Here is a 17,616-nt window from a genome sequence, read left to right as displayed (position 1 = left end):
CAGCAACAAAATTTCCTTGAATGGATGACCTTGGCGTTCGGCTTTGCTATGAAGCGCTTCCTGCCAACCCGAGCTGGAATGAAGCTCTCCCAGGATAAGACGCCGAGTACATCTATGGATCAGCAAGCTATTGTTGATGAAGTAATTTCGAGAGCCCGCAGGCGCCTCCTTTGCATGCATCTGCATGCCAAAGCGGGTCACGTCGGGGGGAATCTTTCCTGCTTAGAAGCTATTGTCGCACTTCATCACTGGGGTATGAAGCCCGAGGACCAATTCGTCTTGTCCAAGGGGCATTCAGCAGGTGCTCTTTATGTAGCGCTTTGGAGCGTAGGGAAGTTAAGCGACGCAGAGCTGGATAGCTTCTGTCGGGACGATACCACTCTTCCCGGGCACCCTTCGGGCACTGGCATCCCTGGGCTTCTTTTCTCTACAGGAAGCCTCGGGCATGGGCCCTCGCTTTCCGCGGGTCTTGCCTTGGCTGCCCGACATAAGGGAAGTGGTAAGCGGGTTTTCTGCTTGTGTTCTGATGGTGAATGGCAGGAGGGAGCATGTTGGGAGGCGCTAACCTTTGCTGTCCATCAACGCTTGGACAATCTAACAATCCTGATTGATCAGAACGGATGGCAGGGTTTCGGTCGGACAGAGGAGGTGGTGTCGTTTAATGATCTAACGTCGCGCCTGGAATCTTTTGGAGGTTCCGTTGTGTCAGTCGACGGCCACGATATAGCGGCGATCATGGGGGGGCTCGGCGCAGGCCAGGCTAACAGGCCGCACATCGTCGTTCTAAAGACGGTGAAGGGGCGCGGTTTGCATTACGAGGATCGGCTGGATTCGCACTATTTGCCGCTGCCAGACGACTTTAATGTGGATGCTAGGGGCGCGAGCACCGAGGGATCGCGATGAGGAACGCTTTTGCTTCAACACTGATCGAGCAATGCAATCACCCGGACCAGTTCTTCCTGACAGGCGATCTAGGGTTCATGGCATTGGAGGGGGTCCGCGCTGCCTTTGGCCAACGTTTCATCAACATGGGCGTTGCAGAACAAAATATGGTCGGGGTCGCCGCCGGGCTTGTCCGTGAAGGTTTAAAGGCCTTCGTGTACAGCATCGCGCCGTTCTGCTACGCACGCCCGTTCGAGCAAATCCGCAATGACATTTGCCTCGGCCGCCTGCCAGTCTGTTTGGTCGGAAATGGTGGCGGCTACGCCTACGGTCATATGGGACCGACCCATCATGCGCTGGAAGATTGCGCGGCCATGACAGCTCTTGGCGTCCGGGTACTAGTCCCAGCCTTCGACGAAGACATTCCGGCCATGCTGAGATTTATTGGCGGGCCAACATACTTGCGGTTGGGCTACGATGCTCGTCCTAAAGGCACCGCAGTTCCTACTTACGAGCCGTGGCGCCTTGTCCTTGATGGGGATCGCGGTGCTATCGTTGCCCTTGGGCCACTCGCCGGCCTCGCATGGGGGGCCCTCGAGAGGATTGAGCGATCCAAGCGGCCAGCAGTCTGGGCTGTATCTGAACTGCCTCTGACATCCGTTCCAGATGACATCCTTAAGCACGCTCGTGATGGGCGGCCCGTGATCGTCGTTGAAGAGCATGTAGCCGCTGGTGGACTAGGAATGCAATTTAGTCACTTTTTGGCGACTCACAATAAGCCCATCCGGCGCTTCGTTCATCGCTACGCTCACGGATATCCTACCGAGCGTTTTGGCTCTCAGGCGTATCACCGGAGAATATCTGGCTTGGATCAAGAGGCTATTCTGGCCTTCGTGACCGGTGGAGAGGCGAGTTCATGACCCTTCGCTCAATGAGCATTTCGACAAAAATCCGAAAGCTCCACGGTCCGATTCTGATTATCGGTGCGAGCGGTTTCATCGGGGCAAACTTGCTTCGTGCGCTCCTGAGCGAGCGAGAGGATGTCGTCGGAACTTTTTTTTCAGGAGATTCCTGGCGTTTAGACGGTATCCCAGCCGCTAACCTAAACTTCCTTAACCTTGAGGATCCCGTAACGGTTCATTCGGCCCTCGCTAAGGTGGCGCCGAGGACAATTTTCGATTGCTCATCCTTCGGTGCATACTCTTTCGAGCAGAATTTTGAACGAATTCATGCGACCAACTACCTGAGCTTTATACAGCTCATGGAGGCTGTTTCCGGGTTGGAACTAGCAGCGTTCGTTCATGCTGGGAGCTCTTCGGAGTATGGACTGAATGCAGCTGGGCCGACGGAGGATGGAAGACTTCTTCCCAATAGCCACTATGCCGTCAGTAAAGCCGCGACAAGTCACGCAGTCGCTTACTATGGAAAGGTTCGTAGCGTTCCTGTTGTGAACCTCCGGCTCTATTCTGTGTATGGTCCTTATGAGGATACGTCGCGCCTAATTCCCGTTCTATGCGAGAAGTCTCTCCATGGAGAGCTTCCACAATTTGCGAGGCCGGAGATCGCTCGGGATTTTGTGCATGTTGACGACGTTGTGCACGCTTTCGTCGATGCCGCGACAGCGATGGGCCCCCAATTGGCAGGCGAGTCGATCAATATAGGCACAGGTGTTCAGACGTCCCTTGGAGAGCTGGCGGACTTGGCGCGTCGTACTTTCGATATCGATGCCATTCCCGAGTTCGACAGTGCTGTTGGACGCGCTTGGGACGTCGACGCTTGGTATGCGGATCCGAGTAAGGCACTCGAGCTTCTCGGATGGAGGGCCCGACTTTCCTTAGAGAACGGACTACTCACCACACGTGACTGGTGGCGTGATTTTCTTACCCATGCCGAGTTTGGGAAGCTCACAAAGAAACCACAGCTACGTAAAGAGAAGAACTCCATCTCGGCTGTTGTCGCATGTTATCGCGACGAACAGGCGATTCCTATAATGCATGAACGCCTAGTAAAGGCATTTAATAGAGCTCGGGTCGATTACGAAATAATATTTGTCAACGATAATTCACCTGATAATTCTGCTGAAGTCATCCGGGAGATTACTGCGCAAGATCCGCACGTGATTGGTATAAGTCATTCGCGCAACTTTGGATCTCAGTCCGCATTTCGAAGTGGCATGGAGCTCGCTAGTAAGGAAGCCTGCGTGCTTCTTGACGGAGATCTACAGGATCCACCTGAAATCATAGAAGAGTTCATTACGAAGTGGCGGGAAGGGGCTGACGTTGTTTACGGGCGTCGTGTTAAACGCGAGATGCCTGCTTGGCTCGAGGCCTGCTACAGAGGTTTCTATAGATTGTTGGCGGCTATGAGTGACGTGCCTATCCCAAAAGATGCAGGCGATTTCTCATTGCTCGATCGAACCGTCGTGCATTGGATGTTACAATGTCGTGAGCACGACGCGTTCCTGCGGGGGTTGCGGGCATTCGTCGGCTTTAATCAAATGGGAGTCGATTACGTCCGGCCTGAAAGGATGTTTGGAGTCAGCACCAATAACTGGATTCGGAATATCGGATGGGCTAAAAAAGCTATCTTCTCCTTTTCTCGCATGCCCCTCCACCTTCTGAGTGCTTTTGGCGGTCTCGCGTTTGCTGGTACTTCTCTATTGGCTCTAGTTGCCATCATCGTCCGGATCGCAGCTCCAGACTCTGTCCCGAAGGGGATTACGTTTCTGTCACTGTTAATTATGTTCTTCGGCTCTGCGACAATTCTCGGCCTGGGGTTGCTTGGAGAGTATATTGGTAAGATTCTTGAGGAGACGAAGGGAAGACCGGCTTTCATTAGAAAGAATATCATTGTGCGTGGCGAGGTAAAACAAGCGCAGCTTCATATTGCAGGCGAGGGGAATACACTTGTCTGATCCAAAAAAAATAAACGAGCGTGTCTGCCCTGCATGTGGAGCGCGAGAAAGCGTTCATTTCGCTGATGAGCGTCTCGATAACACGAGAGTAACGGATTATACTTATGCATCTAGGAAGCAGCCAGAATTCATGTGCCATCGGCTCGTTCGCTGCACAAGCTGTAACTTGATCTATGCTCCTGCACCGCCCGACCTGTCTTTCCTTACAAGTGCTTATGCCGAGGCAGCATATGATTCCGCCGAAGAGGCGAGATGCGCTGCAGAAAGTTATGCCAACGCTCTGGCTCCGTATGTATCCGAACTTACCTCCCGAACTGCGGCGATCGATATCGGTGCTGGAAACGGGTATCTGCTGAGTTGGTTTTTGCGTTGGGGCTTCGGCAAGGCAATAGGTGTTGAACCTTCCAAGGCTGCAATTGACGCGGCCCCAGAAGAGATCCGCCCTTTGCTTCGAGAAGGGATGTTCTCTGCCGAGATCGTGGCCGACGTTCGTCCCTCGCTCGTCTGCAGCTTTATGACGCTTGAACACGTCTCCGAACCTGGCCAGCTCATGAGGACGGTTTATGAGCTCCTCGAGCCAGGCGGGCTAGTTGCTGTAGTCGTTCATAATTGGCGGGGATTATTGAACCGAGCCTTGGGCATGCGTTCGCCGATTATCGATATCGAACACCTGCAACTCTTTAGCCCCGAGTCTGTCAGTACATTGCTACGAGAGGCTGGGTTCGATCACATCCGGGTTCAGACGATTACAAATACTTACCCGTTGCGCTATTGGCTCAGGTTGACGCCAATGCACGATAAACTGAAGAATAGGGTTGAGAACGTTTTAAAACGCTTTGGGGCGGCGGAGGTCAGAATACCTCTAAACGTTGGAAACCTACTAGCTGTCGGACAAAAAGCGATTGGCAGTTCCAAATGAGTAACAATCGAAACCTAGTAAAGACCAATGTCAGCCGCTTCGATGACGATGTGAAGCGTACTGGATCGTATGTTTATACGGCCGAGAAGATTTCGTCTCGGCTTGCGAACGCGCGGATCAGTAAGAGTATTGCTGATATTTATGCGTTCAAATCGAAGCGCGTTCTAGATCTCGGCTGCGGAGATGGAGCATATAGCCTCGAATTCCTCACGCTAGGAGCAGAGGAGGTTTTGGGAATCGATCCAGCTTCAGCCGCCACGGATGCTGCAACTAAACGAGCTCTGGAGGCGGGTGTTTCAGATCGGGCTCATTTCGAAGTAGGAAACATCTATGATCCAAATCTCCTAAGAGGGCGTCCCCCATTTGACTGTGTCGTCTTGCGTGGTGTCCTCCACCACCTTCCTGACCCTCAGCGGGCAGTTGCCTGTGCGGCAGCGTTAGCCGACACAATGATCATCCTAGAGCCTAACGGGTTTAATCCGATCTTAAAGATCCTAGAGCGGGTCTCTCGCTACCATATCGAGCATGAGGAGCAGTCGTTTCTGTCGCCGACATTAAGGGCCTGGATTAAAGCCGCAGATTTTCAAGTAAAAGCAGTTCAACACGTTAATCTAGTTCCTATGTTCTGTCCAGATTGGTTGGCAAGAGCTTGTAAATCGGTTGAACCTTTCGTGGAAAAGATCCCCGTTATTAATGCGGTTGCTTGTGGGCAATGTTTAATTATAGCCTCGAAGCAGTAGCGGCAAGCTGAAGTTGATGAATGGCCGATTGTTCATGTGTGCGGCCATATCAATGGGCGAATAGGGTGTATCCATGGATATACGAATTGCGTGGGGAGCAGTCGGTATAATGGTCGGCTGCATGACCTCTGTGCAGGTTCTGTTTAAGGCAGCAGCTATATATTCTACAATTCACCCGGAGCTACAGAAAGGGTGGCTCTTCAATCCCTGGCTAGCGTTCGCCGCTATCTTTATGTTTATCGGGACGGTGGCCTGGGTGCTCGCGCTGAGACGATTGCCGCTCTCGCAGGCGTATCCATGGACGGCGTCCATATATGTACTGACACCCGTCGCCAGTGTTCTAATTTTCAACGATATTATAAGCTTGAAATATGTAATTGGTATGGCTTTTATCTGTTTCGGTATCTTTCTAACTACGCGAAACGCAGTTCCGGCTAATGTCTCTTCTTGAATTCAGTCTTTGTATCGCGGCGGTGTTAGGCAGCAGTATCGCGCAACTATGCGTAAAGGCTGCGGCTTCGCAGCCAGTTTCGTTTTCTGGGTTCGGTCTCCTCGCGATCAGTGCATGTCTGATGCTGCTTTCATCGGTCGTGTCCGTTTGGGTTCTACAAACAGTTAGGCTCTCACAGCTTATACCTTTTGCGGCCGGAGCTTATATATTGGTTCCCCTGGGCGGCAAAATTTTCTTTAAAGAACGCGTGGCGCCTTTGTTTTGGCTTGGGGTTATTGCAATAGCGTTGGGGATTATTTGTACTTTGGTTTAGGCGCAAAAATCGCTTTCATATGAGGTATTTTTTTGTTTGCGCTACCTATTTTGTATATATTTGTTGGAATTACGCATAGGGCATTAGATGGATGCAATGGTTAATTTCCGCGCGAATAAAGCGGTGGAGTTTATATGATGAAGCTTATCTTTATATATTGATGTTCATTTTAAATTGTAGGTTGGCATCTTATTCTTTGGGTGACAATGTTAATTGCAGGCGCATTATTATCATAGTTTGCTTAGATGTTGCTTTTTCTATGTGGCTTTATCGGCGCGTCTGCTAGACGCGCTAGTCAATGGATGTGCCATGAGAGTGCCGGTTGCTGAAGGTCCTGCGTAGCTAGAGCATGTTTGGGAGAGGCGTGCAGTGCTTGCGAAAGCGGCGCTTAGGCTCTATGGGTCCACTCTCTGCATTCCTGCCAAACTGCCGGTTAAGACTGTCCAGTTGAAATGGGCTTCGCGAGTTCGGATTTCTAGCAAAAGCGAAAAGACCAATGCGTATCGTCATGCTCACAGACGATGGAAAATCCGTCGACCGGCGAATCCTTCTTGAAGCAGAATCACTGATTGACGAGGGGCACGAGGTTATCGTCGTCGCTCGTCAGGATGGCAAGGCCCCTGCAGGTGACCGGCTGGGTAGGGTTAAGGTCATGTGGATTGATCTGGACCTTGGCTATCTGGAAGGTGCTTTCGATGATTTGGGTTTTGACCTTGCGGGGCAGGAGGGAAGCGCGGGTCTGTCTGGGCCTCGATTTGCGAAGCTTCGTGCGTTGATGGTGAAGCTCGGCATTGCTCGCATGACAAATGAGCTTGACCTTGAACAGGAAAGGCGCGGAGCTGAACTCAAAAGCGGCCTCCATAGGTTTAGGTCAAAGTTTCGCCTTCGTTTGAAGGAGTTCAAGTTGCGGTACATCAAGCAGTTCTGGGCAGGGACGGCGGAGAAACTCGCGCAGGCGCCGACTTTGGATCCTGAACTGCTCGCAGACCTTCCCGAAGTCAATCTCTGGGAGCGTGCTTTATTTTACCGGACTCTTTATTTAGATCCTGATGTGATTCATGTGCATGATCTGCCGCAACTTCTCGCGGGCGTCTACGCTAAAAGGGTCCTTGGAGTTCCTCTTATTTATGATGCCCATGAGGTCTATCCGCAAATTTCAACTTTGACGGATGCTGAAACGCGTTTCCTCCACTCCAAAGAGCAGCTTCTTCTCAAGTACTGCGACGCCACGATCACGGTGAATCCGTACTGTTCCCGTCTTATGGAGTATTGTTACGACTGCAAACCTTTTGACATTATCATGAACGCTACTGGCGGTGACGCCTTGGCAGGCTTCAGGGGAGGCTTCAAGGGTAGATTGCGTCGGAAATTGCGGCTTGGACAAGGCGCTAAGATCTTGATGTATCAGGGATGGATCGCTGATGTCGGTCGAGGGTTAACGGAGCTGGTCAGCGCCTTTGCGGCAGTTCGTCCAGAGGTCCACCTTGTCATGATGGGGTATGGCGACGTCGATAAGTTTCATCGGTTGGCTCGGGAAGCTGGGGTCGCTCGGAGGGTGCATATTCTGCCGCCTGTGCCTTGGGACGAGCTAGTATCTTGGTCTTCAGAAGCCGATGCGGGAATAATTCCTTATCAACCTGTCGATTTTAATCATCGTGTCTGCTCGCCTAACAAGCTCTTTGAGTTTATCGCGGCGAGGTTGCCTATCATCTGTAATGACCTTCCGTTTCTCCGTCAGGTTGTGGAAGGCGAGGGTTTTGGCCTCGTCCATTCAATGTCAAATGCTGCAGAAATCGCCCAGGCGATCAACCGTGCGTTTGACCCTCAGGATCAGGTTCTTCAAAAGGCTCGTGAAGCATTGGAACGTAGGGGATCCGCTTGGGAGTGGCCGGTGGAAGCTGCGAAGTTGAAGGAAATCTATGCACGGTTGCCGCTTCCCGAGCGCTATAGAGGCCTATCAGAGCCTCCCAAAGCAATGATTGACCTCGATCAGTTGCTTGCCTAGGCGCGGGTTGGGGGAGCAGTAAGCCCTGTTATATGCAATGATATCCGCCTGGATTGCTGGACTCAGGTAAGCCTGTCTTATATTGCGTGCGGGGAATTTATGGCAGGTTTTGCCCGCGAGTGCTGTTGCAGTGAAATTAACTCATTCATGAATGATCCCAGGCTTTTATCAGAAACAGGCGAAGTCGTGCCGGGCAGGCGTCTTTCGGTTGGCATAGTTGCGCTCTCTCAGATCCCGGACGACCCTCGGGTGCGCCGACAGGGCGACGCTTTCTCCAGGGCTGGGTGGGATGTCGTCGGGATTGGTCTCGCTGGATCGCAATCACCGCCGCCCGACTGGCCATTGCTTGACGAGAGCAATCTCGTTTCACTGCAGGGGGGAGGTGCCCTGATCGGGGCATCGCTCGCTGATCCGATTGCACCCTTATGGGCGACAGATGAGAGGAGCCGTTCGGGTACGGCTGCGCCTAAACAATCAGCCCGAGAGTCTAAGAAGGATGGTTCCGATAGCAGGAGACGAGCTTGGGAGGTCGCTGAAAATACATGTAGGATTGCCGCCCGATACGCTGGACTAGGTTGGATCAAGCGCCAAGCCTTTCGACGTCTTGGGCAGATCCGTTATGTTACCCGTATGCAGGCACCGCGCCTCTGGCCGAAATCTGCGGAGCGTACCTTTTGGCTGTTAAATTCCAGGTTCGGAGACCTGTACAGCCTTGGAAAAATGCAGAGGCCGGATGTCTGGCTGGCCAATGACTGGACTGCTCTGCCAATTGCTCGACGCCTCGCCCAGGAAAGTGGGGCAGTCCTCGTCTATGATACTCATGAGTTGGCCGCTGATGAGTATACGGAGAAATTGAGGTGGCGCCTGCTCCATCGGCCTGTCACCGTGGCGATCGAGCGGGAGTGCATAAAAGAGGCCGCTTTAGTCACTTGTGTATCGGATGGAATCGCAGACCGCCTCATGGAGCTCTATGAGCTAAGGGAGCGGCCGGTCGTCATCCGTAACACGCCATCCTATCAGGAAATGCCTTTCCGAGGGACCGGTGAGATCATAAAAGTACTCTATCATGGCATCGTTGCCCCGGGACGGGGGCTTGAGGAATGCATACGTAGCGTCTCTCTTTGGCGTCCGGAATTCAATCTGACAATCAGAGGGCCGGCCTTGGCTGAGTATTATGACGCCTTGAACCGTCTCATGTTCGAGGTTGGCGTCCAGGACCGTGTGTCCTTGGTGCCGGCGGTTCCGATGGTCGACCTTGTGCGCGAGGCAAATGCCTTCGACGTAGGTTTATTTGCTCTGCCGAACCATTCCCTGCACAATCGCTTTGCTCTGCCCAATAAGTTCTTCGAGTATACTATGGCAGGACTCGCACTTTGCGTCTCCGACCTTCCGGAAATGGCGCGACTCATCAAGACGTTTGATCACGGCCGGCTGTTCACGGGTATGGACCCATCTGTGATTGCTGCGACCATCAATTCTCTCGACCATGTGGTGATTGAGCAATACAAGCGCCGTTCGCTTGATGCCGCGCGCGAACTCAATTGGCAGAAAGAGAGCGAGAGACTCGTGTCCGCCTGCACCCATCTGGCGACTAACGGAAGGTAATGAACCATGTGCGGGATCTATACGTCCATCGGCTTTGACCCCGAGCGCCAGCGTATCGATATCATCGCACATCGCGGACCCGATGGGTCAGGGTGGCGTGAATTTCCTTCCAAGGCGGGACCTGTCGCTCTTGGGCATCGACGTCTTGCCATCATCGACGTAAGCGATGCCGGCCTCCAGCCTATGGCAGACGAGACGGGCCGCTTCTGGTTAGTGTTCAACGGCGAAATATACAACTATCTAGAGTTGCGTGAAGAGTTGCGCCATAAGGGGCATTTCTTTAAGTCCGACAGCGACAGTGAGGTCCTGCTCGCCTCGTACCGGGAATGGGGCGATGAATGCCTCAACCGTCTGATGGGTATGTTCGCATTCCTCATCTGGGACGCTCGGGAACAGCGTTTGTTTGCCGCAAGGGACCGGTTCGGCATCAAGCCGATGTACATGGTGGTCAATTCCCATGGGGTTGCCTTCGGTTCGGAGATCAAGCAGCTGCTAGGACTCCGAGGTATCGAAAACCGGATGAACCTAGCCCGCGTCCGGGATTTTCTAGCCTCGGGCATCAGCGATCACACGCCAGAGACGATGTTCGAGGGAGTTGTGCAACTCCAAGCCGGTTGTTGTGTGACCATCGACGCCTCTCAGCCCTGGAGTGGCTATTGCAAGCCGAGGCGTTGGTATCAGCTTCCTGCTCACTCTACCCTGAACATTTCCGAGGCTGAGGCTGCAGAACGGTTCCGCGAGCTCCTGACCGATTCCGTCCGCATGCATCTCCGGTCCGATGTTCCTGTCGGGTCTTGCCTATCTGGCGGTCTGGACTCTTCCTCGATCGTCTGCTTGATGTCTGACATGCTTGATGCCGAGGGCCGAGGCGCGAAGGTGAATACCGTCTCTGCCTGCTATGCGGAGAAGAGTGTCGACGAGAAGCCCTTCATGGAGGCAGTGGTTGCTCGGACCGGCGCCCATCCTCATTACATCTTCCCACGAGGGGAGGACGTCTTCGCCCGAGCAAGTGATATCACTTGGCATCAGGACGAACCCTTCGGGTCGACCTCGATCTTCTCTCAATGGTGTGTATTCGAAGAGGCCAAGCGCGCGGGCATCAAGGTAATGCTCGACGGTCAGGGGGCCGACGAGCAACTTGCCGGCTATCATTCCTCCTATTCCTATTACATGTCGGACCTCATCCGGCGCAGGGATTATATTACATTATTGCGGACGATGATCGAGCGTGACCGGGTCCACGGAGTTTCCTTCATTGACCAGTTCAAGCGATTCATTGGGCCTGTCCTGCCATCGCAGGTACGAGGCTTTCTCCTCCGCCAGCGCCAAGCCATTATTAACCATGACTGGATGGGATCTGATGTACTCCGATCTTTGCAGGCAGAGCCTTCGGCCTTCGAGAAAGCCATTCAAGTTAACGGCCTTTCGCCGGTTACAGACATTGCATCTCTTTGCGTTGTCCTGACCTTTGCGTCCAATCTCCAGATGCTTCTTCACTGGGAGGACCGAAATTCGATGGCACATTCCATTGAAGCGCGTGTACCCTTTTTGGACCATCGACTCGTAGAGTTTAACTTAGCACTGGGCAATGCACACAAGATTGTCCGGTCGGACACCAAACGTGTATTACGCAAGGCGATGAGCCATACTCTACCTGAGGCTGTTCGAGAGCGACGCGACAAGCTAGGCTTTTCGACTCCTGAGGAGGCTTGGTTCAGAGGGCCTCTGCGTCATCTTATTCAGGATGGCGTCGAAGCAACGATCCGGCGCTATCCGGATCTACTAGAGCCAAAAGGGACACGCGCTCTCATGGCGGATATGCTCGATGGCCGTCGCAGTGTTGATTTCACCCTGTGGCGGATCGTCAACCTAGGGGTCTGGGGTGAGCGCTTCGGTGTCAGCCTGTAGGCGGTCTTCCTCTACAGAACTCAACAGCTGACAAGAACTGTAAGCACTGTTATATGGACCATCGTGTCTAGGGAAAGTAACCTAGACTAGGTCTATGCTTTAAAGAATAGGTTATTTAAATGTGTGGGATAGCCGGCGCGATTTCAATTGACCGCAAAGCAATTCCGAGGCTGAAGCCTGCACTTGCCACGATGAACGAACTCATCGCGCACCGCGGGCCAGACGGCGAGGGGATTTGGGCTTCTTCAGACAGTGTCTGTGGTTTGGCCCATCGACGTTTAGCGATTATCGATCTCTCGCCTTCCGGACATCAGCCGATGGTCGGCCAGAGTGGCCATGTACTCACATTCAACGGCGAGATTTACAACTACCAGGAGTTGATGGCCGAATTATCGGGCTTCTGGCACTTTAGATCGCGGTCCGATTCCGAGACGCTTCTGGCCGCCTATGCAAAATGGGGGGTTGATTGTCTCAGCCATCTCCGCGGCATGTTCGCCTTTGCCATCTATGATGGCGAACGGCTCTTTGCAGCTCGTGATCGTTTTGGCATCAAACCACTCTACTATACCGTTGTTGACGGTGTTTTCTACTTCGCTTCAGAGATCAAGGCGTTACTTCCCTTTCTTCCTGAGATCGCAACCGATCCGGACGCGTTGGCGGAGTACATTACATTCCAGTACACGATCGGCGAAAAGAGCCTCTTCAAGGGCATTCACGTCCTTCTGCCTGGACACGCCATTATCATAGAGAAGGGCGAGGTCCGAACGCACCGCTACTGGGACGTCCATTACAACGTAGATATGGATCACACGCCGCGCTGGTTCGAGAACCGTATGCGTGAGATCCTCCACGACTCCATCGATGTTCATTTGCGGTCGGACGTTCCGGTCGGCGCCTATATTTCGGGTGGTATCGACTCAAGTCTGATTGCTATTCTGGCGTCTGGCCGAGAGGCCGCTGGTGGCGTTGGATTCCATGGAAAGTTCGTCGACTTTCCGGGTTACGATGAAAGCGATTTTGCACTCGAAGCGGCACGAAGTGCCGAGATCGAGCTGCATCAGATGGAAATTACTGCAGCTGATTTCAGGGATAATCTTGGGCGGGTTATCTACCATCTCGACCAACCGGTCGCAGGGCCGGGATCGTTCCCACAGTTCATGGTCTCCGAACTTGCTGCGCGCCACGTGAAGGTGGTTCTAGGCGGCCAAGGCGGGGACGAAATCTTCGGGGGATATGCGCGCTATCTGATCGCATATCTTGAGCAGTCTCTCAAGGCGGCTATCGAGGGGACGCATAAGAACGGCAGTTTTGTCGTAACGCCAGAGTCAATTATTCCACACCTCACGGTCCTTCAGGAGTACAAGCCTCTCATCCGTCAGTTCTTCTCTAAAGGATTGTTTGGCGCTCTCGATGAGCGGTATTTCCGGCTCATTGATCGGGCGGCGGACATGGAGGATGAAATTGACTGGTCGGCTATTGACCAGAACGCTGTCTTCGAACGTTTCAAAGGGATCTTCAACTCTGAGCGCAATGTCCGCAAGGAGGCGTATTTTGACTCGATGACTCATTTCGACTTCAAGTGCTTGCTTCCAGCGCTGCTGCAAGTCGAGGACCGCATGTCCATGGCTCATGGACTCGAGTCGCGGGTGCCTTTGCTCGATCACCGCATTGTCGAGTTTGCTGCCACCATTCCGGCGAACATCAAGTTTACCGGCGGGCAAATGAAGCACTTTTTAAAGTCTGCATTTGCCGATGCTCTACCTGACAAGATCACCCATCGCCGCGATAAGATGGGCTTTCCTGTGCCACTGAAGGAGTGGTTCTCGGGTGAGTTGAAGGATTTCGTCTCGGACATTTTCCAGACCCAGCGGAATCGGCATAGGGCCTATATGAACTCGGATGCGATTCTGGCGAATTTCGATAAGGGCGAGAGGTTCTCGCGTAAAACTTGGGGGCTGCTCAGCCTTGAACTTTGGCATCAAATGTTCCACGACCGCGCGTCTGAATACCGTGCGCGGCTTGATCGAGCCGAACGTGAGTTCCGTGAGGTTGCCTAGGGAGCTTAAGCATCGGCGCGCATTGCACTGAGCACGCGGCCGTTTGAGTTCAAGGTTTAAGCGGTGTCAAATACTCTACGTGGAAAGAGATTTTAGCCTGCGATTCTTTAATATGTTGCAATATATACGAATAGAGCGGCAAAGGTTAATTGAATTCTCCACGCCCCTGGCTGCCGAAAATAGGAAAGACCGGCAATGCCCTATGATGATCATAATGTCTTCGCGCGGATTCTGCGTGGGGAGTTGCCGTGCCATAAGGTATATGAGACCGAAGCCGTGCTGGCATTTATGGATGTAATGCCACGCAGCAAGGGGCATGTTCTTGTGATCCCCAAAGCAAAGGTGCGAAACCTTTTTGACGTTTCTTCTAACGATCTGAACATGGTCATGGAAGCTGTGCAGCGAATTGCTGTTGCGTCGATGCGGACTTTTGAGGCCGATGGTATCTCCATAATTCAGTCTAACGAAAGCGCCGGTGGGCAGGTAGTCTTCCACATGCATATACATGTTATTCCGCGCTTCGAAGGTGTGGACCTTCTACCTCACACAACCAAATTGGAATCTCCGGACGTTCTTGCTGGCTACGCCGAGCGCTTAAGAACAGCGTTAAACGCGGGCTAGCCCTAGGCCGTTTGACTCCACATTTTCCGTTCGAGCCTGTGTCAGCGGCCTAGATCGCGGTGAGCCGTTGCAACCCGATATATGACTCTTTCAAAATGCACTACAGAGGTCGTTTTGGCCTTGGGCGGATCCTTAAGGTCGGTTTTTCCGGGAAGCCCTCCAGATTGGTAGAAACACACTTGATTTAGATATTAAAATGTTATAACAAAATTGCACTCGCCGGACTTCGCTGCCTGAACGTTAGTTGCGAAAACTTCCCCTTGCTAATAAGGCATTTCGGACTCGGCCTGGTTGTTAAGTCTTTCAGAGAAATTCATGCGCCGTAATGCTATTATTCTGGCTGGCCACGATCCCGACAGGGATCCGCGTATAGGCTGGCTCGCTGCTTCCCTTGCAGGCGACTTTAATGTCTGTGAAGTAGGAATTTACGAACCGTCAGCGCATCGCGAACTTCCACTGGTGACACAGGTTGCGCCTTATCGAACGCAGGTGCGCGTGCATCGGAACTTTCATCGAAGCGATGTTGGGCGGCTGATCGGCGCCTCTCAGATAAACTCAACCCCTGCTGTCAGCGGTCTGCTTTATCTGCAGTATCTTTGCTCAGCAGCACCCCGAACCGTCATTGAAAGTGTCGGAGGTCAGATCGAAGAGGATGGAGTTCAACGCTTCAGAGATTTGGCAAAGTATCTTTATAACACAAACCTCGCGCTCCTTGAGGCCGCTCGGAATGTCGGTGGCGCCGATCTCATTGTTGCCTGTGATCTCGATACAGTTCCGGCAGCGGCAGCATTAGCCAAGATCGCCGACTGCCCTTTCATCTATGACGCCCACGAGTTCTGGCCACACGCCTTCCCGAAGTTCGCTCCTTGGGAAATCGAGGCATGGTCTGCATTCGAGCGACTCTATATGAGGGAGGCGGCTTACCGTATCACAGTATCTGATCCCTTAGCCGAGGCTTTAGGCCACGAGTATGGTGTTCCGTTCCATTCTGTCCCGAATGCGGTGCCGCTTTCCGAAGGTGAGTTCTTTGATGCAGCTCCGGTGCCCAAGGACGGTAAAGAGATCGTCTTTCTTTACCAGGGCGGATTTGCCGAACTCCGCGGGATCGAACTACTAATCGACGTCTGGCCCAAGACGGACGAGCACTGCATCCTACACCTCCGTGGCCCAGACAGTTCCTATAAGGAAGAGTTGATTGAAAGGGCCAGGGCGACAGGCCTCCTCGATAGAAGGATTATTTTTCCGGACGCCGTAAAAGAAACCGAGCTGGTACAGGCTGCAATGGCGGCAGATGTCGGTCTCATTTCATATGAGCCGAAAACAAAGAATCATATCTTCTGTTGTCCTAACAAGCTGTCGCAGTACATGGCTGCGGGACTGCCAATCCTTGCGAATGATCTGATTTATGTGGCCGATCAGATTCGGAAGGCACAATGCGGTCTATCAGTCGATTTCGACCGAGAGGCAGACTTACTCGCTTCGATCCATCGCCTTGCGAACGATGACAGTGAGCGCGCGCTTTTTGGGGCAAATGGCCGTCGCTATTTCGAGACGACCTTCAACTGGGCCGGAATTAGCGCCTCGCTCTTGGAAGAGGCAAGGAGTTTAGCTCAGCGGCCCGCAGATATGCATCGTGAGATGGATTTCTCCTGGATCGACGACCGAGGTACAGCGATCCATCCCGACGTGATAAAGAGTCGTTTTACATTCTGGAGCGAGGAGCTGTCGCTTTATGCCAATGAGCTGGAGCGATTGACCCGCGCAGTTGGTGATCTCAAAGTCAGCTCTCGTCTACGGATGGCGTCAAAACCATCGCGAACAAAAGCGGCCGTGAGGCAGGCTTCTTTCGTTCGTCCGGAGATGATCGAGGCTGCCAAAAGCGCTATTGATGCCATCTCCGGCACAGGAGAACGTAAAAGCGACGAAAACCGCGAGTTTCTATCTGGCATAGGATCGCTTCGAGAGCGGCTCTCCAGAGGCGAGGACAAGCTCGAGGATTTGAGCGAGGCGAGAAGCAAGACGCAGCTCTGCATGGAGCTCGTGCGACAGACCTCTGCTTTTGTCGAAAAGTGGGTCGGCGCTCTCAAGCATTTCGACTTGCAGGTGGAAGCTGTTCGGCTGGAAAGTCTTCTCCTCGACAGTAGGCGTCAATTCAATCGGTTCTGCCGACAGTATCGAGAGGCGTATCGCGCACTGGCCGCCGTTATCCCGCCCGAGGAGCTGCAAGCCTATGCGACGGTTTCCGAAATAGAGCAATTCGGATCCTTCCTGGTTCTTCAGGAAGAGGGCGTGGCTCAAATGAAGCGAATCCAGGCACTTGTGGCGAATGAGACTGACGCCGAGGGTCTCAGTGAGGCCAAAGCGCTCGATCGCTACGTGAATTTATTGCGTGAAGTTTTGGCTCCCCTAGAGGCATTGGAGGTCTTTTACACTCAGTGTATCCGCAGAGTCGAACTGGTGCGCCTGATGCCGGAGGACCTCCGCCAATTCGTTATTGGCTGGGATGCGCGCTTGCGGTGGGCAAAGGTGCAACAGCTTCGAGGATGGCGACGTGTGGCAGTCGCGATGGCCCGGCCGATCTTCGGCGTTCTGTCACAGTTGCGGTTCATCGAGTCCATAGGACTCCCCCGTATCCTGCGATCCCCCGTGCTTCCTGAATCGGTTTGGGTACCAGTCCGGGCGTTTGAGGAATCCCATGCGCTTGATGCCAGAACGAGGCCTGCAGGCCCTCTAGACGCGACAGGGCTAGACAAGGAAGTAGCATTCGCCGCCTTCTTGAGCTCTCAGATCGCGGCCGTGCGTAGCTAGGTTCTATTACTGAGACAACCAGACGCGCTTTATCAATGCCTTACTCGACGCTCGACGAAATGTCGGGCTCACCACGCGGGCAGACGTTCCCTTTCCTCGGCAAGTTTTTTGAGGCGCTTTGGATAGCCCTTCGAAACCGGCGCTAACGCATCAGCCGAGATTTTAAGCCAGACAAACCGCCTTGGCTGCCGGAGAGCCAAGAGCCTCCCGCCATATTTCCTAACCTGTGAGGAGGTCGGCTGCTCGTTGGTACCTTGGATCAAGTCCCCTTCGGAAAGCGCTATTTCGTGAGGCCCAATTTAGGGCTGTTCCGTTGGAGCTCTTGCAAGAGCGGACTGGTCTCAGGGGACAGAGTCAGAACTTAAGAATGTTCCATCCCTAAGGGGTCGGCAG

Annotated in this window: 12 protein-coding genes; all 12 read left to right on the top strand. The window is 53.2% G+C overall.

What is annotated here, in order from left to right:
• The first annotated feature begins 24 nt into the window (after positions 1-24).
• The 12 genes from C4E04_RS13715 (at position 25) to C4E04_RS13660 (ending at position 17,223) form a co-directional block, all read left to right on the top strand.
• Positions 25-903, top strand: a complete 879-nt coding sequence (locus C4E04_RS13715; protein ID WP_371681997.1) for a 1-deoxy-D-xylulose-5-phosphate synthase N-terminal domain-containing protein — start codon at positions 25-27, stop codon at positions 901-903.
• Positions 900-1,802, top strand: a complete 903-nt coding sequence (locus tag C4E04_RS13710; protein WP_109598092.1) for a transketolase family protein — start codon at positions 900-902, stop codon at positions 1,800-1,802. Before C4E04_RS13715 ends, C4E04_RS13710 begins: the two co-directional genes overlap by 4 nt.
• On the top strand, positions 1,799-3,796 hold the full coding sequence (locus tag C4E04_RS13705; RefSeq protein ID WP_245416104.1) for an NAD-dependent epimerase/dehydratase family protein: 1,998 nt from the start codon (positions 1,799-1,801) through the stop codon (positions 3,794-3,796). Before C4E04_RS13710 ends, C4E04_RS13705 begins: the two co-directional genes overlap by 4 nt.
• Positions 3,789-4,715, top strand: a complete 927-nt coding sequence (locus tag C4E04_RS13700; protein WP_210204574.1) for a class I SAM-dependent methyltransferase — start codon at positions 3,789-3,791, stop codon at positions 4,713-4,715. Before C4E04_RS13705 ends, C4E04_RS13700 begins: the two co-directional genes overlap by 8 nt.
• A complete protein-coding gene (locus tag C4E04_RS13695; RefSeq protein WP_109598090.1) occupies positions 4,712-5,455 on the top strand; it encodes a bifunctional 2-polyprenyl-6-hydroxyphenol methylase/3-demethylubiquinol 3-O-methyltransferase UbiG in 744 nt (247 codons plus the stop codon). The genes C4E04_RS13700 and C4E04_RS13695 overlap by 4 nt, the downstream gene beginning before the upstream one ends.
• Positions 5,456-5,528: 73 nt before the next feature.
• A complete protein-coding gene (locus C4E04_RS21750) occupies positions 5,529-5,906 on the top strand; it encodes an EamA family transporter (protein WP_109598088.1) in 378 nt (125 codons plus the stop codon).
• Positions 5,907-6,715: 809 nt separating this feature from the next.
• Positions 6,716-8,224: a glycosyltransferase gene (locus C4E04_RS13685; protein ID WP_109598086.1), complete on the top strand. Its 1,509-nt coding sequence runs from the start codon at positions 6,716-6,718 to the stop codon at positions 8,222-8,224.
• A 630-nt stretch (positions 8,225-8,854) separates the two neighbouring features.
• Complete coding sequence (locus C4E04_RS20905; protein WP_162559395.1) at positions 8,855-9,829, top strand: glycosyltransferase; 975 nt, start codon at positions 8,855-8,857, stop codon at positions 9,827-9,829.
• A 6-nt stretch (positions 9,830-9,835) separates the two neighbouring features.
• Positions 9,836-11,737 (top strand): asparagine synthase (glutamine-hydrolyzing), encoded by a 1,902-nt coding sequence (gene asnB, locus C4E04_RS13675; RefSeq protein WP_109598082.1) that lies wholly within the window; start codon positions 9,836-9,838, stop codon positions 11,735-11,737.
• A gap of 119 nt (positions 11,738-11,856) precedes the next feature.
• The gene (asnB, locus tag C4E04_RS13670; RefSeq protein ID WP_109598080.1) at positions 11,857-13,794 is read left to right on the top strand and encodes an asparagine synthase (glutamine-hydrolyzing); all 1,938 of its coding nucleotides are present in this window, start codon (positions 11,857-11,859) and stop codon (positions 13,792-13,794) included.
• Positions 13,795-13,989: 195 nt separating this feature from the next.
• Complete coding sequence (locus tag C4E04_RS13665; protein ID WP_109598078.1) at positions 13,990-14,415, top strand: HIT family protein; 426 nt, start codon at positions 13,990-13,992, stop codon at positions 14,413-14,415.
• A gap of 315 nt (positions 14,416-14,730) precedes the next feature.
• Positions 14,731-17,223 carry a glycosyltransferase family 4 protein gene (locus C4E04_RS13660; protein WP_109598076.1) on the top strand — a complete coding sequence of 831 codons (2,493 nt, stop codon included), beginning with the start codon at positions 14,731-14,733 and terminating at the stop codon, positions 17,221-17,223.
• The last annotated feature ends 393 nt before the right edge of the window (positions 17,224-17,616 follow it).

This window comes from Microvirga sp. 17 mud 1-3 (assembly GCF_003151255.1).
GTDB lineage: Bacteria > Pseudomonadota > Alphaproteobacteria > Rhizobiales > Beijerinckiaceae > Microvirga.
This window is presented reverse-complemented; position numbering and strand designations above follow the sequence as displayed.

What these genes read in the sequence shown, in the direction of transcription:
- C4E04_RS13715 (WP_371681997.1), top strand. Translation starts at nt 25, where the DNA reads ATGACCTTGGCGTTCGGCTTTGCTATGAAGCGCTTCCTGCCAACCCGA.
- C4E04_RS13710 (WP_109598092.1), top strand. Translation starts at nt 900, where the DNA reads ATGAGGAACGCTTTTGCTTCAACACTGATCGAGCAATGCAATCACCCG.
- C4E04_RS13685 (WP_109598086.1), top strand. Translation starts at nt 6,716, where the DNA reads ATGCGTATCGTCATGCTCACAGACGATGGAAAATCCGTCGACCGGCGA.
- C4E04_RS13665 (WP_109598078.1), top strand. Translation starts at nt 13,990, where the DNA reads ATGCCCTATGATGATCATAATGTCTTCGCGCGGATTCTGCGTGGGGAG.
- C4E04_RS13695 (WP_109598090.1), top strand. Translation starts at nt 4,712, where the DNA reads ATGAGTAACAATCGAAACCTAGTAAAGACCAATGTCAGCCGCTTCGAT.
- C4E04_RS13705 (WP_245416104.1), top strand. Translation starts at nt 1,799, where the DNA reads ATGACCCTTCGCTCAATGAGCATTTCGACAAAAATCCGAAAGCTCCAC.
- asnB (WP_109598082.1), top strand. Translation starts at nt 9,836, where the DNA reads ATGTGCGGGATCTATACGTCCATCGGCTTTGACCCCGAGCGCCAGCGT.
- C4E04_RS20905 (WP_162559395.1), top strand. Translation starts at nt 8,855, where the DNA reads ATGCAGGCACCGCGCCTCTGGCCGAAATCTGCGGAGCGTACCTTTTGG.
- C4E04_RS21750 (WP_109598088.1), top strand. Translation starts at nt 5,529, where the DNA reads ATGGATATACGAATTGCGTGGGGAGCAGTCGGTATAATGGTCGGCTGC.
- asnB (WP_109598080.1), top strand. Translation starts at nt 11,857, where the DNA reads ATGTGTGGGATAGCCGGCGCGATTTCAATTGACCGCAAAGCAATTCCG.
- C4E04_RS13660 (WP_109598076.1), top strand. Translation starts at nt 14,731, where the DNA reads ATGCGCCGTAATGCTATTATTCTGGCTGGCCACGATCCCGACAGGGAT.